The sequence below is a fragment of the Pseudomonas asplenii genome (genome assembly GCF_001293465.1).
Taxonomy (GTDB): Bacteria; Pseudomonadota; Gammaproteobacteria; order Pseudomonadales; family Pseudomonadaceae; genus Aquipseudomonas; species Aquipseudomonas fuscovaginae_B.
This window is the reverse complement of sequence record NZ_JSYZ01000014.1, coordinates 62,081-86,998: the sequence shown is the minus strand read 5'-3', so window position 1 is coordinate 86,998 and position 24,918 is coordinate 62,081. Positions and strand designations below refer to the sequence as shown.

At 62.9% G+C, this 24,918-nt stretch carries 25 protein-coding genes and 2 pseudogenes; 15 read left to right on the top strand and 12 right to left on the bottom strand.

The features are described from left to right. Positions 1-222: 222 nt before the first annotated feature. The 5 genes and pseudogenes from PF66_RS17640 to trpB form a co-directional block, all read right to left on the bottom strand. Positions 223-512 (bottom strand): annotated as a pseudogene (locus PF66_RS17640) (tryptophan synthase subunit alpha); the annotation flags it as partial. A 39-nt stretch (positions 513-551) separates the two neighbouring features. Next, positions 552-659: pseudogene (locus PF66_RS33990) on the bottom strand (hypothetical protein); the annotation flags it as partial. A gap of 140 nt (positions 660-799) precedes the next feature. Next, entirely contained in the window at positions 800-1,735 is a 936-nt protein-coding gene (locus PF66_RS32770) for a hypothetical protein (RefSeq protein WP_152973048.1), read from the bottom strand. A 247-nt stretch (positions 1,736-1,982) separates the two neighbouring features. Beyond that, positions 1,983-2,792 carry a tryptophan synthase subunit alpha gene (trpA, locus tag PF66_RS17630; protein WP_054063401.1) on the bottom strand — a complete coding sequence of 270 codons (810 nt, stop codon included), beginning with the start codon at positions 2,790-2,792 and terminating at the stop codon, positions 1,983-1,985. Continuing rightward, positions 2,792-4,012: a tryptophan synthase subunit beta gene (trpB, locus tag PF66_RS17625; protein WP_054061180.1), complete on the bottom strand. Its 1,221-nt coding sequence runs from the start codon at positions 4,010-4,012 to the stop codon at positions 2,792-2,794. The genes trpA and trpB overlap by 1 nt, the downstream gene beginning before the upstream one ends. A 111-nt stretch (positions 4,013-4,123) precedes the next feature. Between trpB and PF66_RS17620 the strand changes: the two genes are divergently transcribed. After that, positions 4,124-5,017: a LysR family transcriptional regulator gene (locus PF66_RS17620; RefSeq protein ID WP_054063400.1), complete on the top strand. Its 894-nt coding sequence runs from the start codon at positions 4,124-4,126 to the stop codon at positions 5,015-5,017. Between the two features lie 6 nt (positions 5,018-5,023). Here PF66_RS17620 and PF66_RS17615 read toward each other — a convergent pair whose 3' ends face one another. Continuing rightward, a complete protein-coding gene (locus PF66_RS17615) occupies positions 5,024-5,350 on the bottom strand; it encodes a DUF883 family protein (protein ID WP_017902536.1) in 327 nt (108 codons plus the stop codon). Between the two features lie 161 nt (positions 5,351-5,511). Between PF66_RS17615 and PF66_RS17610 the strand changes: the two genes are divergently transcribed. Together PF66_RS17610 and PF66_RS17605 are read left to right on the top strand one after the other, a co-directional pair. Next, positions 5,512-5,727, top strand: coding sequence for a dodecin (locus PF66_RS17610; RefSeq protein WP_017902537.1), 216 nt, complete (start codon positions 5,512-5,514; stop codon positions 5,725-5,727). A 136-nt stretch (positions 5,728-5,863) separates the two neighbouring features. Next, entirely contained in the window at positions 5,864-6,097 is a 234-nt protein-coding gene (locus tag PF66_RS17605) for a DUF1161 domain-containing protein (protein ID WP_054063399.1), read from the top strand. Between the two features lie 60 nt (positions 6,098-6,157). Here the strand turns inward: PF66_RS17605 and PF66_RS17600 are convergent, their stop codons facing one another. After that, a complete protein-coding gene (locus tag PF66_RS17600) occupies positions 6,158-7,159 on the bottom strand; it encodes an LLM class flavin-dependent oxidoreductase (RefSeq protein WP_054057620.1) in 1,002 nt (333 codons plus the stop codon). A 220-nt stretch (positions 7,160-7,379) separates the two neighbouring features. On the opposite strand from PF66_RS17600, the gene PF66_RS17595 reads away from it, so the two are divergent. Continuing rightward, positions 7,380-7,811 carry an OsmC family protein gene (locus tag PF66_RS17595; protein ID WP_054057619.1) on the top strand — a complete coding sequence of 144 codons (432 nt, stop codon included), beginning with the start codon at positions 7,380-7,382 and terminating at the stop codon, positions 7,809-7,811. Between the two features lie 212 nt (positions 7,812-8,023). Then, positions 8,024-8,263 (top strand): DUF1161 domain-containing protein, encoded by a 240-nt coding sequence (locus tag PF66_RS17590; RefSeq protein ID WP_054063398.1) that lies wholly within the window; start codon positions 8,024-8,026, stop codon positions 8,261-8,263. Between the two features lie 5 nt (positions 8,264-8,268). Here PF66_RS17590 and PF66_RS17585 read toward each other — a convergent pair whose 3' ends face one another. After that, entirely contained in the window at positions 8,269-8,682 is a 414-nt protein-coding gene (locus PF66_RS17585) for a hypothetical protein (protein WP_054057623.1), read from the bottom strand. A gap of 146 nt (positions 8,683-8,828) precedes the next feature. On the opposite strand from PF66_RS17585, the gene PF66_RS17580 reads away from it, so the two are divergent. Next, positions 8,829-9,887: an aminopeptidase gene (locus tag PF66_RS17580; protein WP_054057617.1), complete on the top strand. Its 1,059-nt coding sequence runs from the start codon at positions 8,829-8,831 to the stop codon at positions 9,885-9,887. Between the two features lie 105 nt (positions 9,888-9,992). Here the strand turns inward: PF66_RS17580 and PF66_RS17575 are convergent, their stop codons facing one another. Both PF66_RS17575 and PF66_RS17570 read right to left on the bottom strand, forming a co-directional pair. Beyond that, a complete protein-coding gene (locus PF66_RS17575) occupies positions 9,993-10,637 on the bottom strand; it encodes an HAD family hydrolase (protein ID WP_054057616.1) in 645 nt (214 codons plus the stop codon). Between the two features lie 28 nt (positions 10,638-10,665). Next, positions 10,666-11,214, bottom strand: coding sequence for a gamma carbonic anhydrase family protein (locus PF66_RS17570; RefSeq protein WP_054063397.1), 549 nt, complete (start codon positions 11,212-11,214; stop codon positions 10,666-10,668). 102 nt (positions 11,215-11,316) lie between these two features. Here PF66_RS17570 and prlC point away from each other — a divergent pair, with 102 nt between their 5' ends. The 3 genes from prlC (at position 11,317) to PF66_RS17555 (ending at position 15,978) form a co-directional block, all read left to right on the top strand. After that, entirely contained in the window at positions 11,317-13,368 is a 2,052-nt protein-coding gene (gene prlC, locus PF66_RS17565) for an oligopeptidase A (protein WP_054063396.1), read from the top strand. Further along, on the top strand, positions 13,365-13,646 hold the full coding sequence (locus PF66_RS17560; RefSeq protein ID WP_054057613.1) for a YheV family putative zinc ribbon protein: 282 nt from the start codon (positions 13,365-13,367) through the stop codon (positions 13,644-13,646). The genes prlC and PF66_RS17560 overlap by 4 nt, the downstream gene beginning before the upstream one ends. Before the next feature lie 106 nt (positions 13,647-13,752). Continuing rightward, on the top strand, positions 13,753-15,978 hold the full coding sequence (locus PF66_RS17555) for a M3 family metallopeptidase (RefSeq protein ID WP_054063395.1): 2,226 nt from the start codon (positions 13,753-13,755) through the stop codon (positions 15,976-15,978). On the opposite strand, the gene PF66_RS17550 is transcribed toward PF66_RS17555, so the two are convergent. Further along, complete coding sequence (locus PF66_RS17550; protein ID WP_054063394.1) at positions 15,955-16,602, bottom strand: tyrosine-protein phosphatase; 648 nt, start codon at positions 16,600-16,602, stop codon at positions 15,955-15,957. The genes PF66_RS17555 and PF66_RS17550 overlap by 24 nt on opposite strands. 172 nt (positions 16,603-16,774) lie before the next feature. Here PF66_RS17550 and PF66_RS17545 point away from each other — a divergent pair, with 172 nt between their 5' ends. The 3 genes from PF66_RS17545 (at position 16,775) to PF66_RS17535 (ending at position 20,538) form a co-directional block, all read left to right on the top strand. After that, a complete protein-coding gene (locus tag PF66_RS17545) occupies positions 16,775-17,833 on the top strand; it encodes a PA0069 family radical SAM protein (RefSeq protein WP_054057611.1) in 1,059 nt (352 codons plus the stop codon). 258 nt (positions 17,834-18,091) lie between these two features. After that, the gene (locus tag PF66_RS17540) at positions 18,092-18,823 is read left to right on the top strand and encodes a carbonic anhydrase (RefSeq protein WP_054063393.1); all 732 of its coding nucleotides are present in this window, start codon (positions 18,092-18,094) and stop codon (positions 18,821-18,823) included. Between the two features lie 176 nt (positions 18,824-18,999). Further along, entirely contained in the window at positions 19,000-20,538 is a 1,539-nt protein-coding gene (locus tag PF66_RS17535; protein WP_054063392.1) for a SulP family inorganic anion transporter, read from the top strand. A 16-nt stretch (positions 20,539-20,554) separates the two neighbouring features. On the opposite strand, the gene PF66_RS17530 is transcribed toward PF66_RS17535, so the two are convergent. Further along, positions 20,555-21,205, bottom strand: a complete 651-nt coding sequence (locus PF66_RS17530) for a hypothetical protein (RefSeq protein ID WP_054057609.1) — start codon at positions 21,203-21,205, stop codon at positions 20,555-20,557. Positions 21,206-21,565: 360 nt separating this feature from the next. On the opposite strand from PF66_RS17530, the gene coxB reads away from it, so the two are divergent. From coxB to PF66_RS17515, 3 genes are read left to right on the top strand one after another with little or no spacing between them, the layout of a single operon-like run. After that, complete coding sequence (coxB, locus tag PF66_RS17525) at positions 21,566-22,693, top strand: cytochrome c oxidase subunit II (RefSeq protein WP_054057608.1); 1,128 nt, start codon at positions 21,566-21,568, stop codon at positions 22,691-22,693. A 55-nt stretch (positions 22,694-22,748) separates the two neighbouring features. Next, on the top strand, positions 22,749-24,338 hold the full coding sequence (ctaD, locus tag PF66_RS17520; RefSeq protein ID WP_054057607.1) for a cytochrome c oxidase subunit I: 1,590 nt from the start codon (positions 22,749-22,751) through the stop codon (positions 24,336-24,338). A gap of 16 nt (positions 24,339-24,354) precedes the next feature. Further along, complete coding sequence (locus tag PF66_RS17515; RefSeq protein ID WP_054057606.1) at positions 24,355-24,903, top strand: cytochrome c oxidase assembly protein; 549 nt, start codon at positions 24,355-24,357, stop codon at positions 24,901-24,903. Positions 24,904-24,918 lie beyond the last annotated feature (15 nt).

Here is a 24,918-nt window from a genome sequence, read left to right as displayed (position 1 = left end):
TTTGAGTACCTCCGCTTTGTTTGCACTATCCATGTCATAGCTGTCATGGAAGGTCGGGAATGCTAGGAAGCTTGTGCCACGCAGCGCTTTCAGCAATCGCTCTTTATCAACGAATCGGCGATCACTTCTGAACTCCAGGTAGGCAAAGTTTTATGACGCCCATGAAAAAGGGCCTCAGCGCCGTAGCACTGAAGCCCTTGGGTGTAGCGACTATTCGCTGGATCAGTGGCGTGCGCTACGCACCTCTTCCGCCAGGGCCGCGCACAGGCTCAGCACGCCATCGACGGCCTGTTCGCCGGTTTCGGCCTTGGCGATCTGGTCGATCAGGGCCGAACCGACCACCACACCGTCCGCCAGGCGGGCAATGGCGGCCGCCTGTTCCGGGGTACGGATGTCGAAGCCGATGCTGATCGGCAGGTCGGTGTGGCGGCGCAGGCGGCTGACCGCCTCTTCGACATGTTCCAGGGTGGCCGAGCCCCGGCTACCGAGACGTAGTAGACGAAGCCGGAACTGTTGTTTCAGCTCGGCAAAGCGGGCTTGCAGGCGGCTCATCAGTGTTTCTCCTGCTGGGACTGTTGCATGTGGTGCATGACGGTTTGCATGTCCTTGTCACCGCGACCGGACAGGTTGACCACCATCAGGTGATCCTTGGGCAGGTTAAGAAATCAGTCCCCGTTTCTGTGGAAAAGTCCGATGAATTATCTTGTGCCAGGCGATTTAGTCGAATTGTCCGTGGTCAGCTCCTCATAGAGAGATGAGGTTTCCAACGTGACCTTTATTTATTCCTGTTACCCTATCCTCAGAGGGGCTCTGGTTTTTTTTTCTGATCGTTCAGAGCATCTCTCTTTCGCGGTGGTCGGGTTGGCACGGCAGTTTTTTCGGTTTCAGAGCGTCCAGGATTGGCAAATGATGATAATGACGTATCCTGGCTATTAGGCGTTATTTGTTTGTCTCCGAACATTTCGTTAAATTCTTTTTCTATAACGTCGGTAGAAGGTATTGGCTCTGAATTGAATAACTCATCAAACTCCCTGTCTGCGGAGGTTGGGCTGCTATCAGGTTCTTCAAGAATTGTCGGTAGTTTTTCGGATGGAGTATTCTGGACGGGAGCACTTTGGCTTTTTTCATATTTATGGATCCGTGGCGGTTTGGCAGGCGGCCGTGCCTCGGGACTCTGATTTTCCTGTTTGACGGTATCCAGATTATTGGGGGGTGGTTCTGGTCGGAATGATGGTGGTGGGCCAATATCGTCCGATCCAGACTCTGAGTTGAGCATCTCGTTCAGTGTTATCTCTGCAAGGATTTTTAGTTGGCTTTTCTCCAGCCGTTTGACAATATCCTCAACTTTGACTCGTTGGCCGGGGCTGATGATGTTGTGAGATTCCGGGTTAAAGGGCGCTATTGAATATCCGCCATCGCTGAGTCCCAGTTTTATAGCCATTTTTTGGGGGAAACTGAGGCTGCCGTTGAGAACAAAGCAATCTTCTTTTTTTGAATAGCTCAGAAAGCCTTTTCTGGATTGGTTTTTAACCTTTATCAGATCATTCTTGAGGTCGATCATTTCTGTACGTTTATTTTTGAGAAAGCTTATCTGAGCATTGGGCTCTGTCTGGCTGGGAACGTTATTGACAACTTGCACTTGTTGACTGGTTTTCGACTTTTTTTCCGAATGTTCGCTTTGCAATATGTCAGGAAGTATTTTTTTTAAGTTGAAAAGGGTGGAAAGGGGGTTCATCGTGAGGGAGCACTCTTGAAATCGAAACGATCCAGTATTTAGGTACCGGCGCGATCCGCCTTTTTAAAGACGGTACGAACGTTAAATGGTTGGCGCTTGAACAAGGTGACACTTCCAATAAACGCCCATCGCCGGTGAATCGGTTAGCCCCTCTGAACATTGAGTAGGGAAAGGATTTTGACGCCCATGAAAAAGGGCCTCAGCGCCGTAGCACTGAAGCCCCAGGGTGTCGCGAATGTTCGCTGGATCAGTGGCGCGCGCCACGCACCCCGTCCGCCAGCGCCGCGCACAGGCTCAGCACGCCATCGACGGCCTGTTCGCCGGTTTCGGCCTTGGCGATCTGGTCGATCAGGGCCGAACCGACCACCACACCGTCCGCCAGGCGGGCGATGGCGGCGGCCTGTTCCGGGGTACGGATGCCGAAGCCGATGCTGATCGGCAGGTCGGTGTGGCGGCGCAGGCGGCTGACCGCCTCCTCGACGTGTTCCAGGGTGGCCGAGCCGGCACCGGTCACGCCGGCTACCGAGACGTAGTAGACGAAGCCGGAACTGCCATTGAGGACGGTCGGCAGGCGGCCGTCGTCGGTGGTCGGGGTGGTCAGGCGGATGAAGTCCAGGCCGGCGGCCTGGGCCGGGTCGCACAGTTCGCCGTTATGCTCCGGCGGCAGGTCGACCACGATCAGGCCGTCGACACCGGCGGCCTTGGCCTCTTCGATGAAGCGTGCCACGCCGTAGTAGTGGATCGGGTTGAAGTAACCCATCAGTACCAACGGGGTGTCGTTGTTCTCGGCGCGGAACTCGCGAACCATCTGCAGGGTTTTCGCCAGGTTCTGCTTGGCAGCCAGGGCGCGGATGTTCGCCAACTGGATCGCCGGGCCGTCGGCCATCGGATCGGTGAAGGGCATGCCCAGCTCGATCACGTCGGCACCGGCCTTGGGCAGCCCCTTGAGGATCGCCAGGGAGGTGTCGTAGCCCGGGTCGCCGGCGGTGACGAAGGTCACCAGGGCGGCGCGGTTCTGTTGTTTCAGCTCGGCAAAGCGGGCTTGCAGGCGGCTCATCAGTGTTTCTCCTGCTGGGACTGTTGCATGTGGTGCATGACGGTTTGCATGTCCTTGTCACCGCGACCGGACAGGTTGACCACCATCAGGTGATCCTTGGGCAGGTTCGGCGCGCGCTTGAAGACTTCGGCCAGGGCGTGGGAGCTCTCCAGGGCCGGAATGATGCCTTCGAGGCGGCAGCACTGGTGGAACGCGGCCAGGGCTTCGTCATCGGTGATCGAGGTGTACTGGACGCGGCCGATGTCGTGCAACCAGGCGTGTTCCGGGCCGATGCCGGGGTAGTCCAGACCGGCGGAAATCGAGTGGGCGTCGATGATCTGGCCGTCGTCGTCCTGCAGCAGGAAGGTCCGGTTGCCATGCAGCACGCCCGGTACGCCGCCGTTCAGGCTGGCGGCGTGCTTGCCGGTCTCGATGCCGTGGCCGGCCGCCTCGACGCCGATGATCTCGACGCTGGTGTCATCGAGGAACGGGTGGAACAGGCCCATGGCGTTGGAACCGCCGCCGATGCACGCCACCAGGCTGTCGGGCAGGCGCCCTTCCTGGGCCTGCAACTGCTCGCGGGTTTCCTTGCCGATGACCGCCTGGAAGTCGCGGACCATGGCCGGATACGGGTGCGGGCCGGCGACGGTGCCGATCAGATAAAAGGTGCTGTCGACGTTGGTCACCCAGTCGCGCAACGCTTCGTTCATGGCGTCCTTGAGGGTACCGGTGCCGGCGACCACCGGGATCACCTCGGCGCCCAGCAGCTTCATGCGGAACACGTTGGCCTGCTGGCGCTCGATGTCGGTGGTGCCCATGTAGATCACGCATTGCAGGCCGAAGCGCGCAGCCACGGTGGCGGTGGCCACGCCGTGCATGCCGGCGCCGGTCTCGGCGATGATGCGTTTCTTGCCCATGCGCCGTGCCAGCAGGATCTGGCCGATGCAGTTGTTGATCTTGTGCGCGCCGGTGTGGTTCAGCTCTTCGCGCTTGAGGTAGATCTTCGCGCCGCCGCAATGTTCGGTCAGGCGTTCGGCGAAGTACAGCGGGCTGGGACGGCCGACGTAGTCGCGCTGGAAGTAGGCCAGTTCCTCGATGAACGCCGGGTCGGCCTTGGCCGCCTCGTATTCGCGGTTCAGGTCGAGGATCAGCGGCATCAGGGTTTCAGCCACGTAGCGGCCGCCGAATGCGCCGAACAGGCCATGGGCATCGGGGCCGTTGCGCAGGGTGGACTGGGTCATGGGAGGCTCCAGGTGGGTGATGGAATGATCGATGGCTTCACTCTAACCATGACAGGCGTGGATGAAAACCGATAAGATCGCCGTAACCTGTCAGGAAAACTCACAGATATCATGAGCCGCGACCTGCCCCCGCTCAATGCCCTGCGCGCCTTCGAAGCCACGGCCCGCCTGAACAGCGTCAGCCAGGCTGCCGAACAGCTGCACGTGACCCACGGTGCGGTCAGCCGGCAACTGAAGGTGCTGGAGGAACACCTGGGGCTGAGCCTGTTCGTCAAGGATGGGCGCGGCCTGAAACTCACAGATGCCGGCATCCGCCTGCGCGATGCCAGCGCCGAGGCGTTCGAGCGGCTGCGTTCGGTCTGCGCCGAACTGACCCGCGATTCGAGCGATGCACCGTTCGTCCTCGGTTGCTCCGGCAGCCTGCTGGCGCGCTGGTTCATCCCGCGGCTCGGGCGGCTGAATGCCGATTTGCCGGACCTGCGCCTGCACCTGTCCGCCGGCGAGGGCGACCTGGACCCCCGCAAGCCGGGGCTGGATGCCCTGCTGCTGTTCGCCGAGCCACCGTGGCCGGCGGACATGCAGGTGCATGAGCTGGCCTGCGAGCGCATCGGGCCGGTGATGAGCCCGCATTTTTCCCGTTATGCGGCCCTGCGCCAGGCGCCGGCCCGCGCACTGGTGGGCGAGCCGCTGCTGTATACCAGTTCGCGCCCGCAGGCCTGGCCGAGCTGGGCAAGGAGTAATGGTATCGAGGCGTCCGGGTTGAAGTACGGACAGGGCTTCGAGCACCTGTATTACCTGCTGGAAGCGGCGGTGGCCGGGCTCGGGGTGGCGATCGCGCCGCAGGCGCTGGTGGCCGATGACTTGCGCGCTGGTCGGCTGGTCGCGCCGTGGGGCTTCAACGAAACCCCCGGGCGACTGGCCTTGTGGTTGCCGGGGCGGGCCGTGGATGGCCGCGCCCTGCAGTTGGCGCAGTGGCTCAAGGCCGAGTTGGAAAAAGGTGCCTGACCGGCCTCAATCCCCGCGCTTGCACAGCAGGTAGGCCGCCAGCAGACCCAACGCACCGACTGCCACGCCCGCCGTGGTCCATGGATGCTCCTGGGCGTAGTCACGGGTGGCGATCCCGGTCTCGCGGGTCTTCACCTTGACCTCCTCGTAGGCGTCGCTGAGCAGGTGCCGCGAATGGCGCAGGGCGCTTTCGGCGTTGCTCCTGAGGGCCTTGAGGGTCTTGCGCGATTCGTCCGAGGCGTCGTCCTTCAGGCTTTCCAGGGACTTGAGCAGGCTCTCGATCTCCGCTTCCATGCTTTGCAGTGCAGCTTTACGCAACGATGAACTGGCCATATCGGCTCTCCTCTCAGTGATGGATGGCGTCTGTGAAGTCCGACTGCACCGGTTGGCGAAAGTGCAGAAAATCTGCAATCCGCTGTGCCGACCCCATCCGGGCCCTCTGGAAAATCACTGCTAGGCTGTCCCTGACAGCCCGCAAGCCCAAGGAGAGCAGCATGAGTGATCATCACACCTACAAGAAGATCGAGCTGGTCGGTTCCTCGCCCAACAGCATCGAGGAAGCGATCAACAACGCCCTGGCCGAAGCCGGCAAGAGTCTCAAGCACCTGGAGTGGTTCGAGGTGGTCGATACCCGCGGGCATATCCGCGACAACAAGGCGGCACACTTCCAGGTGACCCTCAAGGTCGGCTTCAAGATCGCCAACAGTTGAGTAAATGCTGGCACTTGTGAACTAGTCCACTGGCCGACTGCCATATAGCTTGCTATACAGAAGGCTCCAATCGAGCCTCCTGTGCGTCGCCCAAAAGCCGACGCACTTTTTTTGATACGACCAGGGAATGTGACCGATGAAGAAGCTGATTTTGGCGCTGGGTTTGTTGAGTATTGCGGGAACGACCCTTGCGGCAGGCAAGCCATGTGACGAGCTGGAAAGAGAGATCAAGGACAAGCTGGAGTCCAAGGGCGTGCATGGCTATTCGCTGCAGATCCTGGATCGCGCCACCGGCGAGAAAGGCGCCGACGGCAAGGTGGTGGCCACCTGCGAAGCCGGTACCAAGGTCATTACCTACAAGCGCAAGTAAGCGTTCGCAGGATCAGGGCCGGCGCAATGCGCCGGCTTTTTCATGGGCGTCGATCGGGTTTCAGCCCTTCATCACCTGCGACAGCAGCTCGTAGGAGTGCAGGCGATCGGCGTGTTCGTACAGGTCACAGGTGAAGATCAGTTCGTCGGCCTGGGTGTGTTCGATCAGCACCTCCAGCTTGGCGCGGATCTTCTGTGGGCTGCCGACCATCGCCAGGCCGAGGAAGCTGGCCACGGCCTCTTTCTCATGGGGCAGCCACAGGCCGTCCATGCTCTGCACCGGCGGCCGCTGCACCAGGCTCTGGCCGCGCATCAGCGCGAGGATGCGCTGGTAGACCGAGGTTGCCAGGTAGTCGGCCTGCTCGTCGCTGTCGGCCGCCACCAGCGGCACGCCGAGCATCACGTAGGGCTTGTCGAGCACTGGCGAAGGCTTGAAGTGGTTGCGATAGACGCGGATCGCCTCATGCATGTAGCGCGGGGCGAAATGCGAGGCGAAGGCGTAGGGCAGGCCGCGCTCGCCGGCCAGTTGCGCGCTGAACAGGCTCGAACCGAGCAGCCAGACCGGCACCTGGGTACCGGTACCGGGGACGGCGATCACACGTTGGTCGGGGGTGCGCGGGCCGAGGTATTTCATCAGTTCGGCCACGTCTTCCGGGAAATCGTCGGCACTGCCCGAGCGTTCGCGGCGCAGGGCGTGGGCGGTCATCTGGTCGGAACCGGGTGCCCGGCCCAGGCCCAGGTCGATCCGCCCGGGATAGAGGCTTTCCAGGGTGCCGAACTGTTCGGCGATCACCAGCGGCGCATGGTTGGGCAGCATCACCCCGCCGGAGCCGACGCGAATGCTCGAGGTGCCGCCGGCGAGATAGGCCAGCAGCACCGAGGTGGCCGAGCTGGCGATGCCGTCCATGTTGTGGTGCTCGGCGACCCAGAACCGGTTGAAGCCCCACTTTTCCACATGTCGGGCCAGGTCCAGCGAGTTGCGCAGCGACTGCGCCGGGCTGCCATCCTGGCGCACCGGTACCAGGTCGAGGGTGGAAAACTTCACGTCGGACAAGCGCTTCATAAGCCTGTTACTCCTGTTTGAGGGACAGGCTTGCGATACGCGGCGAAGGACCTGTCGGTGTTCTGGGCAATATGGGCATATACCCGAGTTTCAAGAGCAGTCTGAGTTTTTAACCTGCAGAAATCAAAGACGACTCCTACAAGATGAACTTTGAGATGCCGACTATTCTCAAAATTTTGGTCTGGCGCGAACCCCCGCGTCGCTTTTGAGGAGACAGTCCATGAGTATCACGAAGAAAGCCTCGGCTCACTGGGAAGGCGACCTGAAAACCGGTATCGGCTCCATTTCCACCGAAACCGGTGTCTTGCGCGAGGCACCCTATGGCTTCAAGGCACGCTTTGAGGGTGGCCGGGGCACCAACCCCGAGGAACTGATCGGTGCGGCCCATGCCGGCTGCTTTTCCATGGCCTTCTCGATGATTCTCGGCGAGGCCGGGCTCAAGGCCGACAGCATCGACACCCACGCCGAGGTGACGCTGGACCAGGTGGATGGCGGTTTTGCCATTACCGCGGTGCACCTGATTCTCAAGGCGAAGATCCCGGGTGCCAGCCAGCAGCAGTTCGATGAGCTGAGCCAGAAGGCCAAGGAGGGTTGCCCGGTGTCCAAGGTGCTGAACGCGAAGATCAGCCTGGACGCGACCCTGCTGGGCTGATTCGCGGAACATGACCTGTGGCAGCTGGATTCCTCCGCGAGGCTTTTGGCGATCTCCGGACGGCCCCCAAGAAGTTGGCCCCCACAGGGGGCTCTGTTATCACAGGTTGTGAGGCGAGTCAGAACTTGATTCTCCCGTTTGTGGTCGAATCGGTATGCGGCAACTGATTGCGTACGCCCTTGCGACGCGTTGCCGCCAGAAGGAGTCTGATCATGAAACGCATTGCCCTGGGCATTTTCTGTTGCGCGCTGGCGACGCAGGCCCTGGCGGCCCCGAAGGACTGCCAGGAGTTGAAAAACGAGATCGAGGTGAAGATTCAGGCCAACGCCGTACCTTCCTACACCCTGGAGATCGTCTCCCGGGAGGAAGCCGAGAAGCATGACGTGGCGATGGTGGTCGGTACCTGTGAAAACGGCACCAAGGCGATCATCTACCAGAAGAACGATACCTGAGGCCCCTAGGGCATGCAGATCACCCGTTCATCCGAGGCGATCTGTACGCCCTTGTCGTCATACAGCCGGGCATTGGCCTGGAACCCCAGGGCAACCCCTTCCAGGTGATAACGCCGTCCTGCCTCGAAGTTCGGGTAGGACACGCTGATGTAGCAGATTCGCTGCAGCGGGTCGGTGTTCATCGCCATGCCGCCAATGTACACGTCGTAGTCGAAGCGCACGGTCAGCTCATGGGGCCCGGGTGTCACCTGGAAGAAGCGCCCGTCGTCGAGGCGCTTCCTGTCCAGGGTTTCGGCCATGACCAGGGTGCCGGTGCGGGTCCCCAGGTCGATCCAGGCCATGTTCGGGTCGACCGCCGGCAGCGGTCCGGCACAGCCGCCGAGGCTGGCGAGGGCAAGGAAGGTCAGCAGCTTGCGCATGATGGATTTCGCTTGATGACAGGGGTTCAGCATACCTGTGATCAGTGGTCTTGGCTGGACGCTTTTGCCTGAATGTGGCCAATCTTCATGGAACATGTTTCGTCGCGCGCGATAGTCTTGGCGCAAACCCCGACTGGATGATCCGCATGCCGCACCGGCCATTCGCTCCCCTTCTACGCCTCGGTCTGGCAGGCCTGCTGCTGCTCGCGGGCGGTTGCAGCAGCCTGGACTACTACAGCCAGCTGGCCAGTGGCCAACTGAGCCTGCTGCGCGCCCGTGAACCGGTGGCGCAGGTGATCGCCGATCCTAGCCGTCCCCAGGCGCTGCGCGAGCACCTGATCCGTTCCCAAGAGGCGCGGGCCTTCGCCAGCCAGCACCTGCACCTGCCGGACAACCGCAGCTATCGGCTGTATGCCGATATCAGGCGGCCCTACGTGGTGTGGAACGTCTTCGCCACCCCGGAATTTTCCCTGACGCCGCAGAGCCACTGTTTCCCCATCGCCGGCTGTGTCGCCTATCGCGGCTACTACAGCCAGGGCGCGGCCCGGGGCGAAGCCGCGTTGCAGCGCCAGCAGGGCCTGGATGTGTACATCGGTGGGGTCGAGGCCTACTCGACCCTGGGCTGGTTCGATGACCCGATTCTCAGCTCGATGATGAACTGGGGCGACGAGCGCCTGGCGACGCTGATCTTCCATGAGCTGGCGCACCAGCGCTTCTATGTGAAGGACGACACCGAGTTCAACGAGTCCTACGCCAACTTCGTCGAGCAGGAAGGTACCCGGCAGTGGCGGGCGGCGCGCGGGTTGCCGGCGACCCTGGGCAACGAGACGCAGCAGAAGGACCAGTTCATTGCCCTGGTGCTGGAGACCCGCAAGCGCCTGCAGGCGCTCTACGCGCTGCCGTTGCCGGCCGAGCGGATGCGCGCGCGCAAGGCCGCCGAGTTCGAGCGCCTGCGCCAGGAATACCGGCGGCTGCAGGCGACGCAGTGGGCCGGCGACAAGCGCTACGATGGCTGGATCAATACGCCGCTGAACAACGCCAAGCTGTTGCCGTTCGGGCTGTATGACCAGTGGGTGCCGGCGTTTGCGGCGCTGTTCAGGCAGGTCGACGGCGATTGGCCGGCGTTTTTCACCGAGGTGGAAAGGCTGGGGGCCATGCCGCCCGAGGCGAGAAAGGCGGCGTTACAGAAATTGATGCCGGGCTGACCGGCCTCTTCGCGGGCAAGCCGCGCTCCTACAGAGAGGCCAGCGTGTGGCACAACCCTATCGGCGCGTGGCTTGCCCGCGAACGGCGCGGCTCGCTCTCGGGCCCTACACAAACGCCCGATGCAACTCGTCCAGTGTCTGGAAGTGATACGCCGGCTGCTCGGCACTCAGTTCCTCGAAGCTGCCGAACCCGTAACCCACCGCCGCCGCGGCCAGGCCGTTGCGGCGCGCGCCGATCAGGTCGTGCTTGCGGTCGCCGATCATCAGCGTATCGCCCGGTTCCAGGCCTTCCTCGGCGACCAGGTGGGCGATCAGCTCGACCTTGTCGGTCCGCGTGCCATCCAGCTCGCTGCCGTAGATCACCTTGAAGTGCCGGGCGAAGTCGAAATGCCGGGCGATCTCGCGGGCGAACACCCAGGGCTTGGAGGTGGCGATATACAGTGTGCGCCCTTGCCCGCCGAGGGTTTCCAGCAGCGGCACGACACCGTCGAACACACGGTTTTCATAGAGGCCGGTGACTTTGAAGCGCTCGCGGTAGAAATTCACCGCCTCCCAGGCCTTGGCCTCGTCGAAGCCGTAGAACTGCATGAACGCCTGCAGCAGCGGCGGGCCGATGAAGTGTTCCAGCTTGCCCAGGTCCGGCTCGTCGATACCCAGCTTGGCGAGGGCGAACTGGATCGAGCGGGTGATGCCCTCGCGTGGGTCGGTCAGGGTGCCGTCGAGGTCGAACAGAATTGTCTGGTAGTGCATGAAATGTCCCAATCCGTACAGAAAACGCTCACTCGGCGCGGTCGTAGCCTTCGGCGATGTGCTGATCCTTGAGCTTCACGTAGTTCGCGGCGCTGTAGGTGAAAAAGGCCTTCTCCTTCTCCGTCAGCGGCCGCACCTGCTTCACCGGGCTGCCGACGTAGAGAAAGCCGCTGGCCAGTTGCTTGCCCGGTGGCACCAGGCTGCCGGCGCCGACGATCACCTCGTCCTCGATCACCGCGCCATCCATGACGATACTGCCCATGCCGATCAGGATCCGGCTGCCGATGCTGCAGCCGTGCAGCATGACCTTGTGGGCGATGGTCACGTCATCGCCGATCAGCAGCGGGAAACCGTCGGGGTTGAAAGGCCCGGCGTGGGTGATGTGCAACACGCAACCGTCCTGCACGCTGGTGCGGGCGCCAATGCGGATGCGGTGCATGTCGCCACGGATCACGGTCAACGGCCAGATCGAACTGTCGTCGCCGATCTCGACATCGCCGATCACCACCGCCGAGTGGTCGACAAAAGCCCTGGAACCCAGGGACGGCGTGTGGTTCTGGTAGGTGCGAAGGGTCACGATAGGCACTCTCTCTGTTGCTGATAGCTGCGGTGGGCATTGATTGTAATTAAGATGGCCCCATCTTTGTTCCTACATGTTTTTTCAGCCAAGGTGTCCACCGTGAGCGCGAACAACCCTCTTCTGCAGCCCTACGACCTGCCGCCCTTCTCGGCGATCCGTGCCGAGCACGTGCAACCGGCCATCGAGCAGATCCTCGCCGACAACCGCAAGGCCATCGAAGGTATCCTGCAAAGCCAGGGGAAAAATCCGAGCTGGGCCGGCCTGGTGCTGGCCATGGACGAACTCAACGACCGCCTGGGCGCCGCCTGGAGCCCGGTCAGCCACCTCAACGCGGTGTGCAACAGCCAGGAACTGCGCGAAGCCTACGAGGCCTGCCTGCCGGCGCTCAGTGCCTACTCCACCGAGCTGGGCCAGAACCGCGAGCTGTTCCAGGCCTTCGAAGCCCTGGCCAACAGCCCCGAGGCCGCCGGCTTCGACGTGGCGCAGAAAACCATTCTCGAACATTCGCTGCGTGACTTCCGCCTGTCGGGTATCGACCTGCCCGAGGCCGAGCAGAAGCGTTATGCCGAGGTGCAGAGCAAGCTGTCGGAGCTGGGCAGCCGCTTCTCCAACCAGTTGCTCGACGCCACCCAGGCCTGGACCAAGCACATCACCGACGAGGCCGCCCTCGCCGGGCTGAGTCCTTCGGCCAAGGCGCAGATGGCCGCCGCGGCCCAGGCCAAGGGCCTGGAAGGCTGGCTGATCACCCTGGAATTCCCCAGCTACTACGCGGTGATGACCTACGCCGAAGACCGCGCCCTGCGCGAAGAGGTCTACGCCGCCTACTGCACCCGCGCCTCCGACCAGGGCCCCAACGCCGGCCAGTTCGACAACGGCCCGGTGATGGCTGAAATTCTCGACCTGCGCCAGGAACTGGCCAAGCTGCTGGGCTTTGCCAGCTTCGCCGAACTGAGCCTGGCGACCAAGATGGCCGATTCCAGCGACCAGGTGCTGACCTTCCTGCGCGACCTGGCCAAGCGCAGCAAGCCGTTCGCCGCCCAGGACCTGCAACAGCTCAAGGCCTACGCTGCCGAGCAGGGCTGTGCCGAACTGCAGAGCTGGGACAGCGGCTTCTACGGCGAGAAGCTTCGTGAGCAGCGCTACAGCGTGTCCCAGGAAGCCCTGCGTGCCTACTTCCCGATCGACAAGGTGCTCGGCGGCCTGTTCGCCATCGTGCAGAAGCTCTACGGCATCGAGATCGCCGAGCAGACCGGTTTCGATACCTGGCACCCGGATGTCCGCCTGTTCGAAATCAGGGAGAACGGCCAGCACGTCGGACGCTTCTTCTTCGACCTGTATGCCCGCGCGAACAAGCGGGGCGGCGCCTGGATGGACGGTGCCCGTGACCGTCGCCGCACCGCCGATGGCGTGCTGCAGAGCCCGGTGGCCAACCTGGTGTGCAACTTCGCCCCGGCCGACAGCGGCAAGCCGGCGCTGCTGACCCACGACGAAGTGACCACCCTGTTCCACGAATTCGGCCACGGCCTGCACCACCTGCTGACCCGCGTCGAGCATGCCGGGGTATCCGGTATCAACGGCGTGGCCTGGGACGCGGTGGAACTGCCGAGCCAGTTCATGGAGAACTGGTGCTGGGAGCCGGAAGGCCTGGCGCTGATCTCCGGCCACTACGAGACGGGCGAGCCACTGCCCCAGGACCTGCTGGAAAAAATGCTCGCGGCGAAGAACTTCCAGTCCGGCCTGATGATGGTGCGCCAGCTGGAGTTCTCGCTGTTCGACTTCGAACTGCATGCCACCCACGGCGACGGCCGCAGCGTGGCCCAGGTGCTGGAGGCGGTGCGCAACGAGGTCTCGGTGATGCGTCCACCGGCCTACAACCGCTTCCCCAACAGCTTCGCGCACATCTTCGCCGGTGGCTACGCGGCCGGCTACTACAGTTACAAGTGGGCCGAGGTGCTGTCGGCGGATGCCTTCTCGCGGTTCGAGGAAGAAGGCGTGCTCAATGCCCGGACCGGTCGCGCGTTCCGCGAAGCGATCCTTGCCCGCGGTGGCTCCCAGGCACCGATGGTGCTGTTCGTCGATTTCCGTGGCCGTGAACCTTCGATTGACGCATTGTTGCGCCACAGCGGCCTGAGCGAGGACGCGGCGGCATGAGTGAGGTAGTCGTGACCAAGACCAGGAAACGCTTCATCGCCGGGGCGGTCTGCCCGGCGTGCAGCGAGCAGGACAAGCTGATGATGTGGAGCGAGGATGACGTTCCGCACCGTGAATGCGTGGCGTGCGGCTATGCCGACACGCTCAACGAACAGGGGCTGTCGGTGCCCAGGGAGTTGAGCACGCGGGTCAATACGCCGGCGGCCAAGGTGGCCGACAAGACCGTCCAGACTGTGCAGTTCTTCCCCAATCCCAAGCTGAAAAAGCCGAGCGAGTAATCGCGGTCGCCGGGCCTATCTATGTAGGTCCAGCGCCAGGCTTGCGCCACCTAGGCTCGCTCCTTGAGTGGTCCCGTTCCGGGGCCGCGTCTCTCAAGGAGTGACCATGGGTACCTACAACCCGCTGCTGCATCACTGTGGCGAACTGCCGCCTTACTCGTCCATACGCGCCCATCACCTGGTACCGGCGATGCTGCAGGTGCGCAACGAGGCCCGCAGCACCATCGAGGCGATCCTCGTCAGTCAGCGCGAGCTGCCCACCTGGGATGATTTCGTCGTGCCGCTCGACGCGCTCGGCGCGCGCATGGCCTGGTGTGTCGGCACCCTCCTGGCCCTGTCCCGCGCGCGTTCCGGGGCGAAGTGGAACAAGGCGTTCGTGCGCTGTTTTCGCATCGAGGTGCAGTTCGACCAACTGCTCTGGGGCAACGAGCAGCTGTACGCCCTCTACCAGAAGCTGGCCGCCAGCCCGCTGGCCCGCCAGTTCAGTCGGCCGCGCCGGGTCCTGCTCGACAGGGTCCTGCGGCGCTTCCGTCTGGATGGCATGGCGCTGCCCGCCGAGCAGCGCCAGCGGTTCAGGGAACTGGGCGAGACGACCGATGAACTGCGCCTGCGCTTTCTCAGCAATGTGGCCGCGGCCACCGACTGTTCCAGCTGGCAGATCGACGTGGCGGACGAGGCGCTGCTGGACGGGCTGTCCAGCCACGACAAGGCGGCCATGGCCCTCTATCAGGACAAGCAACTGCTGGGCTGGAAGATCGACATGAGCGATCCGGAGCTGGTCCGCACGATCATGACCGACGCCCAGGCATCGGCCTTGCGCCAGCAGGTGTTCCAGCGACGCGGCACCCTGGCCTCCGACCAGGGCCTGGCGGACTGCAAGACTTTCGACAACAGCAGGGTGCTCGAACAGTTGCTGCAGCTGCGCCTGGAACAGGCGCGGATGCTGGGCTTTGGCAGTTTCGCCGAACTGGCCCTGCAACGTCTTTCGGTGCGCAAGCCGGCCCATGTGCTCTGGTTCCTCCACCAGCAGATCGCGAGCAAGGCCCCCGCCTGGATCACCGAGCGCGAAGAACTGACCTCATTGGCACCCGCCCCCCTGCAACCCTGGGACTATCTGTACTACGGGCAGAAGAGGCGCCTGCACAAAGGGGCACTGGATGAGGACGAGTTCCGTCGCCATTTCGAACTCGAACGGGTGCTGGGAAAGATGTTCGACCTGCCCAGGCGCCTGTTCGGCATCGAGTTCGTCGAGCGCCCGCAGCTCGATACCTGGCACGCCAGCGTGCGCGCCTTCGAGGTCCGCGAAGCCGGGCAGACCCTCGGTTATCTGTTTCTCGATCTGTTTTCCCGCGAGCAGAAACTGTTCAAGTCCGGCTCCACGTTTTCCCTTGCCCATCGCCTGCTGTCGGTCGAGGGGCGCGAAGTGAAGCTGCCGGTGGCGGTGTTGTCCTGTGCCCTGCCCGGCAATGGCGCAGGTGCGCCCGTGCTGCTGAAACACGGGCAGGTGCGGACCCTGTTCCACGAGTTCGGGCATTGCCTGTATCAACTGCTCGACACGTCGGAAACCTGGCAGTTGTCGTGCAGCGAGCATTCGGGGATGGATGTGCGGGAGTTTTTTTCCAGATTGATGGAACGCTGGAGCTACAACGTCGATTTCCTGGTCGACATGAGCCGTCACCACCAGACCGGGGCCAGCCTGTCCACCGAGCAGGCCCGTCGCCTGCGGATCTTCCTGGAAAGCCAGACCTGGCTGAATGACAGTATGCAACTGATGTATTCGGGCATGGACTTTTTCCTGCACCTGCTGCAGCCGGTCGATACCGCGAATATCCACGCGCTGACCCAGGAGAACCTCGCCCATTGGCCCAAGCCGATGCCCGACCGTTTCATCTACTCCTTCACCCACCTGGTCACGGGCTATGAGGCCCGCTATTTCACCTATCTGTGGGGACTGGAACTGGCTACGGAGGTCTTTGCGCGTTTCGTGGAAAAGGGGCTGTTCGATGCTGTGGAGGGCCGTCGCCTGCGCGAGGAACTGTTTGTTCCGGCGCCCATCCGTTCGTTGACGGAATCCGTCGCGGCCTTTCTCGGGCGACCGGCGAAAGCCGTCATGCGCGACTCGAGCGACCCGCAGTTCATCGACCTGATGGAGCAACTGGTCAAGGTGCAGAACGGCGAGGCCGCTGGTCAGGACACCGAAAGCGACCCTGCAGGCCCGGCCCGGCCGCGCTCGGTCCCGGCGTGGGCGGCGATGATGTTCGGTTCGGCGTTGAAGGCGCCACGGGTCAGTGCCGGCCCGGCATCGCCCTCAGTGGGCGTTGGCCGAAGCTGACTTGAACCAGTTCTGCACATTGCAGGTGGCGAATGGGCTGGTGCTGCAATCGCCATTGGCCAGGGCCGTGCGAAGTTTGTCGATATCGGCCTTCATCATGTAGCGAATGCCGTCCTTATGGTGGGAACTTTCGCCAAAGCCACCCTGAGTCATTTCGGCCAGGGCGTCCTCCTTGCTCCAGCCCTGGACGACCACCCGGTACATGGCCGCCATCAAGCCGGTGCGATCGGAGCCGTGCTTGCAATGCATCAGCACCGGGCCGTGGCCTTCGGCGTCCCTGATCGCCCGCAGGGCGGCCAGCACGTCGGCGTCGTCGACATGGTTGGTGCGGTAGGGCAGTTGCACTTTCTTGACGTTGGGGGTCACCAGCCAGCTGGCGTCCGACTCCGGCAGGAAGTTGATCACCGTGCCGATCTTCAGCTGTTCCAGCAGCGGCAGGGCATCGGCGTCCGGCAGTGCGCTGCGGTAGAGCGTCGGGCTCATCTGGTTCAGGTTGTATTTGTCGCCGACCGGCTGGGCCCACTGGGGCGGGCGGACGAAGGTGCTGTCGGCTTGGGCCTGGGCCAGCATGAACAGGCTGCTCAGGGTGATGCACAGGATCGCGAGGGCACGAGTGATGGACATGACAGGGTGACCCGGGAGAGAGGGGAGACTGGCACGCAGCATGCCCCCCGAGGGATCAAAAGCCTGTGAGGCTCATGTCAAAGATTCGTCGGTGAAGCCCGCAGGTCGGCGAGTGCTGGTCAGATCCCGCCTGCTCGATTACTGTATATAAATACAGTCAAGGGCTTCGCCAATGTCCACTCCTCTCCCGCCACGCGGTCGTGGCACCGCGAGCAACCCGCACAACCGCTTCGCGCCGAGCCGCTCGGTGGTCGAGGACGACGGCTGGTACCAGGAGGTGCCGCCAACCCAGGGCACCGAGGTGCGCATCGAGACGGCGAAGACCATCATCACCCGCAATACCTCGCCGGACCTGCCCTTCGACCGCTCCATCAACCCCTATCGCGGTTGCGAGCACGGCTGCATCTACTGCTACGCGCGGCCCAGCCACGCCTACTGGGACATGTCGCCGGGCCTGGATTTCGAGACCCGGCTGATCGCCAAGAGCAACGCGCCGGCGGTGCTCGAACAGCAGCTGTCGAAACCGGGCTACCGCTGCGCGCCGATCAACCTGGGTTCCAATACCGACCCCTACCAGCCGATCGAGCGCGAGCACCGGCTGACCCGGCAGACCCTCGAAGTGCTGCTGCGTTACCGGCATCCGGTGACGATCGTGACCAAGGGCGCGCTGATCCTGCGTGACCTCGACCTGCTGGCGGAGCTGGCCCGGCAGCGGCTGGTGGCGGTGATGATCAGCCTGACCACCCTGGACGACGAACTCAAGCGCATCCTCGAACCCCGCGCCGCGGCACCCAGGGCGCGCCTGCGGGCAATCCGGGTGATGCGCGAGGCAGGCATTCCGGTGGGCGTGCTGTGCTCGCCGATGATTCCGATGATCAACGACAGCGAACTCGAAAGCCTGCTCGGCGAGGCCCATGCCGCCGGTGCCCGGAGCGCCGCCTACATGATGTTGCGGCTGCCGCTGGAGGTGGCGCCGCTGTTCGAGGAATGGCTGGCCGCGCATTACCCGCAGCGGGCGGCCCATGTCCTCAGCCTGATCCGCCAGAGCCGCGGCGGCGAGCTGTACGACAGCCGCTTCGGTGCGCGGATGCGTGGCGAGGGACCGTTCGCCGACCTGCTCGCCCAGCGCTTCGCCAAGGCCCTCAAGCGCCTGGGTCTGGACCGCCGGGACGGTTTCAACCTCGATTGCAGCCTTTTCTGCCCGCCGGGAGCGCAGATGTCACTGCTCTGACGTAAGCTTTGGATGAGGCATGCCATATAATGCTTCTTCGTGATGGCTGGCGTCGGGACTGTCCCTCGGGAGTGATGTGGAACACCCGTCCTAGAGCCTCTGATTCAGTTTGAGTTAAGTTTCCACGGTTATGGTGACCAGGCCTGTGTTTTTGCAGGTAGTGTTCAAGGAATCGGGCGCGCTGACCCGAAGAACGCTGGCCCTGAGCAAGCCAAATCAGGAAAATCCCCTTAAATCCGCCCGTAAAGAGGATGAATCATGAGTGACAAGGATAAACAGCCGTTGGCTGCGTCGGCTTCAGTGCTCCCCGAGACCGAAAGCGCCGATGCAGCACTGCAACATATCGTCGATGGTTTTCTGCGTTTTCACCATGAAGTCTTTCCGCAGCAGGAAGAACTTTTCAAGAAACTCGCCACGGCCCAGGCTCCCCGGGCCATGTTCATCACTTGCGCCGACTCGCGCATCGTTCCCGAACTCATCACCCAGACCGGCCCCGGCGACCTGTTCGTCACCCGCAACGTCGGCAACGTGGTGCCACCTTACGGCCAGATGAACGGTGGTGTGTCCACCGCCATCGAGTACGCCGTACTCGCCCTTGGCGTGCAGCACATCATTATCTGCGGCCACTCGGACTGCGGCGCCATGCGCGCGGTGCTGAACCCTGAAAGCCTGGACAAGATGCCCACGGTAAAGGCCTGGCTGCGGCATGCCGAGGTGGCACGCACCATGGTCCATGACAACTGCAATTGCGCCGACGAACGTGAAAGCATGCACGTGGTGACCGAAGAGAACGTGATCGCCCAACTGCAGCACCTGCGTACCCACCCTTCGGTGGCCTCGCGCATCGCCAGCGGGCATCTGTTCATCCATGGCTGGGTGTACAACATCGAAACCAGCGAAATCAAAGCCTACGACGCGGACCGGGGCGATTTCCTGCCTCTGGATGGCACCCACCCCATCCCCTGCGCGACGCCCAAGGCACGCTTCTAGAGCCGGGCTCGGCGGTATTCGCCCTTTTGACGGCCGTCGACGTCGTCAGAAGGGAGCGGTATTGCCGGGACAGGTCACTTCTGCCTAAAGCTCTTCTCAATCGATAAGGTTCTGCCATGACTGCCACAGAGCGGTCTGGCTTTGCCATGCCTGAAGAAATCCTCAGGAGATTCGTCATGCGTGCTGCGCAACTGAAAGCTGTTTTACCCCGGGAGCTGCTGGCTTCCGTGGTGGTGTTCCTGGTCGCCCTGCCGCTGTGCATGGGAATCGCCATCGCGTCCGGCGTGCCGCCGGCCAAGGGATTGATCACCGGTATCGTCGGTGGCCTGGTGGTCGGCTGGCTGGCGGGTTCGCCGTTGCAGGTCAGCGGTCCGGCCGCGGGCCTGGCGGTGCTGGTGTTCGAACTGGTGCGCCAGCATGGCCTCGCCATGCTCGGGCCGATCCTGCTGCTGGCCGGCCTGCTGCAACTGCTCGCCGGGCGCCTGCGCCTGGGCTGCTGGTTCCGGGTTACCGCTCCGGCCGTGGTGTACGGGATGCTCGCCGGTATTGGCGTGCTGATCGTGCTGTCGCAGATCCATGTGATGTTCGACGCATCGCCCTTGCCTTCGGGCCTGGACAACCTGCTGGGCTTTCCCCAGGCCCTGGGCAAGGCCCTGCCGCTGGTCGGTGCCGGCATCGGCTGGCAGGCCGGCTTGCTGGGCCTGCTGACGATCCTGGTGATGTGGCTCTGGGAGAAGTTCAAGCCACAGCGCCTGCGCTTCGTGCCGGGCGCCCTGCTGGGCGTGGGCCTGGCGACACTGGTGAGCCTGGTGCTGGCGTTGCCGGTACGCCGCGTGGAGGTGCCGGAGAACCTGGCCGAGGCCATCGACTGGCTGCGTCCGGCCGACCTGCTCAACCTGGCCGACCCGGCGATCCTGGTCGCGGCCTTTGCCGTGGCCTTCATCGCCAGTGCCGAAACCCTGCTCTCGGCGGCGGCGGTCGACCGCATGCATGACGGCCAGCGCTCCGACTTCGACCGCGAGCTGTCGGCGCAAGGGGTCGGCAACATGCTCTGCGGCCTGCTTGGGGCATTGCCGATGACCGGGGTGATCGTGCGCAGTTCGGCCAACGTCCAGGCTGGCGCCCGCACCCGCCTGTCGACCATGCTCCATGGCCTCTGGCTGCTGGCCTTCGTGCTGTTGCTGGCGAGCGTGCTGCAGAGCATTCCGGTGGCGAGCCTGGCCGGCGTGCTGGTGTTCACCGGGTTGAAGCTGGTCGACCTCAAGGTCTTCCGCAGCCTGGGCCGCTACGGGCGGATGCCGATGTTCACCTATGCCGCGACGGCATTGGCGATCGTCTTCACCGACCTGCTGACCGGCGTGCTGATCGGTTTCGGCCTGACCCTGGCGAAGCTGGCCTGGAAGGCCTCGCGGCTGAAGGTCAGCCTGGTGGACCTGCCGAGTGAAGGCGAGCAGGAACTGCGCCTGACCGGGGCGGCGACCTTTCTCAAGGTGCCGGTACTGACTCAGGTGCTGTCGAAGGTGCCGCCGGGAACCACGCTGCATGTGCCACTGAGCAACCTGACCTACATCGACCATTCCTGCCTGGAACTGCTCGAGGAATGGGGGCGCGCCAACGCGGCCAAGGGCTCGCGGCTGGTGATCGAATCCCGTGGGTTGAAACGGCGTCTGGAGGGTCGCCTGCGCACCACGACCGGTGTGGGGTCGACGGTCTAGGTGCGCAGCGGCAAGGTCAGGCGGCGGGCTGTTCCAGTTCCAGCTCCACACCCAGTTGGCGGGACAGGCAAGGCCAGCGTTTCCACGCCGCTTCCGTGTCCGGGCTGTTGAGGCGGTCGCGATAGGCTTCCACCGATTCGAGGGCGAAACTCTCCTCGTCGAGCATTTCATCGACCGCGTGATGCACCGCTTCATCCAGTTGGTTGGCGAACGCTTCGCCGATCAACTGGTGGGCGATCAGGTTGGCCACGGTGGTGTTCAGCGGGATCAGCGACTGGCCGAAATGCACGATGTACAGATCGTTGACCTCCTCCACCAGGCGATGTGCCAGATAGGCTTCGTCCAGCAGGCCGTCGAGGCCGACATGGCCTTCGAGAATGCTGGGCGGTTGCAGGAAGAACTGCTCGGCAATTTTCAGCACAGGTTTGATCTGCGATTCGATACCCGCTTCGCGGGCGACCGAATTGGCGGCATCCAGCAGGTCGGGGACCAGCTCGATGTAGGCGGTTACAAAACGGGTCATGACTCCCGTGGCATCGATCTCCGGTAATTGAATGGCAGGGTGCAGGTGCGGCAGTTGAACTTCCAGTTGTCGCGTCAATTGGCCGGTTTCGGCTTCGTGTTGATGTGCACGTTGTATTTGCTCGCGCAATGCGGCGGTGTTCATGAATGCTCCAGTCGGTAATACAAAGGGAAAAAGGGAGACCATAAGGTAGCTGGGTTATAAAAGCTGTTAAGACGTATTTGTAATAATTATTTCATGGTTATATGCGTGCGTTATATTGAATTGCCATCATTTCGCTACAGCCCACGCCATTCGTGGCTTTCAGGAAACTGACAGGTTCATTTTTTGTATTGCATTGCGTGGTCCCGGTCGCTGTCTATACTCGGTTTTGTATGGAGTTAGCTGATGACGTCCGGCTTTGTGTTTCGGCAAGACCGAATGGTCCGCGTGCGTAGTCCGACCATTCCCCTTTGCCCCAGGTGAAAGCCGACGGGATAACAAGAACGATAAGGGGAACGCGCAATGATGCGACATCCACGGGTCTGGATGGGCCTGCTGTTGTGGTCGTTATTCAGCCAGGCGCAAGCCGCCTGGACCACGAATATGACGCAGGGGGCGACCGAGGTCAGTCACGCGGTCTTCGACCTGCACATGACCATCTTCTGGATCTGCGTGGTGATCGGTGTCATCGTCTTCGGGGCGATGTTCTGGTCGATGATCATTCACCGCCGCTCCACCGGCCAGGTGGCCGCCCGCTTCCACGAAAGCACCACGGTGGAGATCCTCTGGACCGTCGTGCCGCTGCTGATCCTGGTGGCCATGGCGATTCCGGCCACCGCCACGCTGATCAGGATGTACGACACCAGCGAATCGGACGTGGACATCCAGATCACCGGTTACCAGTGGAAGTGGCACTACAAGTACCTGGGCCAGGACGTCGAGTTCTTCAGCAACCTGGCCACGCCCCAGGACCAGATCCACAACCAGGCCGCCAAGGGCGAGCACTACCTGCTCGAGGTCGACCAGCCGCTGGTGCTGCCGGCGGGGGTGAAGGTGCGTTTCCTGGTGACCGCCGCCGACGTGATCCACTCCTGGTGGGTGCCGGCCTTCGCGGTCAAGCGCGACGCCATCCCCGGTTTCGTCAACGAGGCCTGGACCAAGGTCGACAAGCCCGGCATCTACCGTGGCCAGTGCGCCGAGCTGTGCGGCAAGGACCACGGTTTCATGCCCATCGTCGTCGACGTGAAATCCCCTGCCGACTACGACGCCTGGCTGACCGAGCGCAAGGCCGAGGCGGCCAAGCTCAAGGAACTGACCAGCAAGGAATGGACCCTCGACGAGCTGGTGGCCCGTGGCGACAAGATCTACCACACCACCTGCGTCGCCTGTCACCAGGCCGAAGGCCAGGGCCTGCCGCCGATGTTCCCGGCGCTCAAGGGCTCGAAAATCGCCACCGGGCCCAAGGAAGCCCACCTGAGCCTGGTCTTCCACGGCAAGCCGGGTACCGCGATGGCGGCTTTCGGCAAGCAGCTTTCGGAAGTCGATATCGCCGCGGTCGTCACTTACGAGCGCAACGCCTGGGGCAACAACAAGGGCGACATGGTCACGCCGAAAGACGTGCTGGCGTTGAAACAGGCAGAAAGCAAATGACCGGGCCCATCGTGTTCCCGGGCCGTCCGGTTCAAACCTCTGCAGGAGACAGGACATGAGTGCTGTGATCGATGACCATGGTCACGCCGGTGACCACGCCCACGGTCCCGCCAAGGGCCTGATGCGCTGGGTGCTGACCACCAACCACAAGGATATCGGCACGCTGTACCTGTGGTTCAGTTTCGCCATGTTCCTGATCGGCGGCTCGTTCGCCATGGTGATCCGCGCCGAGCTGTTCCAGCCCGGCCTGCAGATCGTGCAGCCGGCGTTCTTCAACCAGATGACCACCATGCATGGCCTGGTGATGGTCTTCGGCGCGGTGATGCCGGCCTTCGTCGGCCTCGCCAACTGGATGATCCCGTTGATGATCGGCGCGCCGGACATGGCCCTGCCGCGGATGAACAACTTCAGCTTCTGGCTGCTGCCGGCGGCGTTCGGCCTGCTGGTCTCGACCCTGTTCAGCGCCGGTGGCGGACCGAACTTCGGCTGGACCTTCTATGCGCCGCTGTCGACCACCTACGCGCCGGAAAGCGTCACCTATTTCATCTTCGCCATCCACCTGATGGGCATCAGTTCGATCATGGGCGCGATCAACGTGGTCTCGACCATCCTCAACCTGCGGGCCCCGGGCATGACGTTGATGAAGATGCCGCTGTTCGTCTGGACCTGGCTGATCACCGCCTTCCTGCTGATCGCGGTGATGCCGGTGCTGGCCGGCTGCGTGACCATGATGCTGATGGACATCCACTTCGGCACCAGTTTCTTCAGTGCCGCCGGCGGCGGTGACCCGGTGCTGTTCCAGCACGTGTTCTGGTTCTTCGGCCATCCCGAGGTGTACATCATGATCCTGCCGGCCTTCGGCGCCGTCAGCGCGATCATCCCGACCTTCTCGCGCAAGCCGCTGTTCGGCTACACCTCGATGGTCTACGCCACGGCGAGCATCGCCTTCCTGTCGTTCATCGTCTGGGCGCACCACATGTTCGTGGTCGGCATCCCGCTGGTGGGCGAGCTGTTCTTCATGTACGCGACCATGCTGATCGCGGTGCCGACCGGGGTGAAGGTGTTCAACTGGGTCAGCACCATGTGGCAGGGTTCGCTGACTTTCGAGACGCCGATGCTGTTCGCCGTGGCGTTCGTCATCCTGTTCTCCATCGGCGGCTTCTCCGGGCTGATGCTGGCGATCGCGCCGGCGGATTTCCAGTACCAGGACACCTACTTCGTGGTGGCGCACTTCCACTACGTGCTGGTGCCGGGGGCGATCTTCGGCATCTTCGCCTCGGCCTACTACTGGCTGCCGAAGTGGACCGGCCACATGTACGACGAAACCCTGGGCAAGCTGCATTTCTGGCTGTCGTTCGTCGGCATGAACCTGACCTTCTTCCCGATGCACTTCGTCGGCCTTGCCGGTATGCCGCGGCGGATTCCCGACTACAACCTGCAGTTCGCCGACTTCAACATGGTCTCGTCGATCGGTGGCTTCATGTTCGGCACCACGCAGTTGCTGTTCCTGTTCATCGTCATCAAGTGCATCCGTGGCGGCCCGGCAGCGCCGGCCAAGCCGTGGGACGGTGCCGAGGGCCTGGAGTGGAGCATTCCGTCGCCGGCGCCGTACCACACCTTCACCACGCCGCCGGAAGTGAAGTGACCGGGAGGACCGTCCGATGAGCGACTCGGTTTCACTCAGGCGCCTGGTCAGCCGACTGCTGCTGGTGGTGGTGGCGATGTTCGCCTTCGGCTTCGCCCTGGTGCCGATCTACGACGTGATGTGCAAGGCGTTCGGCATCAATGGCAAGACCGCCGGCCAGTACGAGGGTGAGCAGGTGGTGGATGCCTCGCGCCAGATCGGCGTGCAGTTCCTCTCCACCAACGCGGTGGACATGGTCTGGGCGTTCTACCCCAAGGCCGACCGGATCGACGTCCACCCCGGTGCCGTGAACGAGATGATCTTCGTCGCCTACAACCCTACCGACCGGGTGATGAAGGCCCAGGCCATCCCGAGCATTTCCCCGGGCAATGCGGCGGTGTATTTCCACAAGACCGAATGTTTCTGCTTCACCCAGCAGACGCTCAAGCCCGGGGAGCGGGTCGAGATGCCGGTCCGTTTCATCGTTGACCGTGACATGCCCAGGGATGTGAAGCACCTGACGCTGGCCTACACGCTGTTCGACATCACCGCCCACAACCCACCCGGGGCCCACTCGGGAGGGTAGGCCAGTCGGCGTGCC

Excerpts from the sequence above, each read along its gene's own strand:
- PF66_RS32770 (WP_152973048.1), bottom strand. The coding sequence starts at position 1,735 with ATGAACCCCCTTTCCACCCTTTTCAACTTAAAAAAAATACTTCCTGAC.
- trpA (WP_054063401.1), bottom strand. The coding sequence starts at position 2,792 with ATGAGCCGCCTGCAAGCCCGCTTTGCCGAGCTGAAACAACAGAACCGC.
- trpB (WP_054061180.1), bottom strand. The coding sequence starts at position 4,012 with ATGACCCAGTCCACCCTGCGCAACGGCCCCGATGCCCATGGCCTGTTC.
- PF66_RS17620 (WP_054063400.1), top strand. The coding sequence starts at position 4,124 with ATGAGCCGCGACCTGCCCCCGCTCAATGCCCTGCGCGCCTTCGAAGCC.
- PF66_RS17615 (WP_017902536.1), bottom strand. The coding sequence starts at position 5,350 with ATGGCCAGTTCATCGTTGCGTAAAGCTGCACTGCAAAGCATGGAAGCG.
- PF66_RS17610 (WP_017902537.1), top strand. The coding sequence starts at position 5,512 with ATGAGTGATCATCACACCTACAAGAAGATCGAGCTGGTCGGTTCCTCG.
- PF66_RS17605 (WP_054063399.1), top strand. The coding sequence starts at position 5,864 with ATGAAGAAGCTGATTTTGGCGCTGGGTTTGTTGAGTATTGCGGGAACG.
- PF66_RS17600 (WP_054057620.1), bottom strand. The coding sequence starts at position 7,159 with ATGAAGCGCTTGTCCGACGTGAAGTTTTCCACCCTCGACCTGGTACCG.
- PF66_RS17595 (WP_054057619.1), top strand. The coding sequence starts at position 7,380 with ATGAGTATCACGAAGAAAGCCTCGGCTCACTGGGAAGGCGACCTGAAA.
- PF66_RS17590 (WP_054063398.1), top strand. The coding sequence starts at position 8,024 with ATGAAACGCATTGCCCTGGGCATTTTCTGTTGCGCGCTGGCGACGCAG.
- PF66_RS17585 (WP_054057623.1), bottom strand. The coding sequence starts at position 8,682 with ATGCGCAAGCTGCTGACCTTCCTTGCCCTCGCCAGCCTCGGCGGCTGT.
- PF66_RS17580 (WP_054057617.1), top strand. The coding sequence starts at position 8,829 with ATGCCGCACCGGCCATTCGCTCCCCTTCTACGCCTCGGTCTGGCAGGC.
- PF66_RS17575 (WP_054057616.1), bottom strand. The coding sequence starts at position 10,637 with ATGCACTACCAGACAATTCTGTTCGACCTCGACGGCACCCTGACCGAC.
- PF66_RS17560 (WP_054057613.1), top strand. The coding sequence starts at position 13,365 with ATGAGTGAGGTAGTCGTGACCAAGACCAGGAAACGCTTCATCGCCGGG.
- PF66_RS17555 (WP_054063395.1), top strand. The coding sequence starts at position 13,753 with ATGGGTACCTACAACCCGCTGCTGCATCACTGTGGCGAACTGCCGCCT.
- PF66_RS17550 (WP_054063394.1), bottom strand. The coding sequence starts at position 16,602 with ATGTCCATCACTCGTGCCCTCGCGATCCTGTGCATCACCCTGAGCAGC.
- PF66_RS17545 (WP_054057611.1), top strand. The coding sequence starts at position 16,775 with ATGTCCACTCCTCTCCCGCCACGCGGTCGTGGCACCGCGAGCAACCCG.
- PF66_RS17540 (WP_054063393.1), top strand. The coding sequence starts at position 18,092 with ATGAGTGACAAGGATAAACAGCCGTTGGCTGCGTCGGCTTCAGTGCTC.
- PF66_RS17535 (WP_054063392.1), top strand. The coding sequence starts at position 19,000 with ATGCGTGCTGCGCAACTGAAAGCTGTTTTACCCCGGGAGCTGCTGGCT.
- PF66_RS17530 (WP_054057609.1), bottom strand. The coding sequence starts at position 21,205 with ATGAACACCGCCGCATTGCGCGAGCAAATACAACGTGCACATCAACAC.
- coxB (WP_054057608.1), top strand. The coding sequence starts at position 21,566 with ATGATGCGACATCCACGGGTCTGGATGGGCCTGCTGTTGTGGTCGTTA.
- ctaD (WP_054057607.1), top strand. The coding sequence starts at position 22,749 with ATGAGTGCTGTGATCGATGACCATGGTCACGCCGGTGACCACGCCCAC.
- PF66_RS17515 (WP_054057606.1), top strand. The coding sequence starts at position 24,355 with ATGAGCGACTCGGTTTCACTCAGGCGCCTGGTCAGCCGACTGCTGCTG.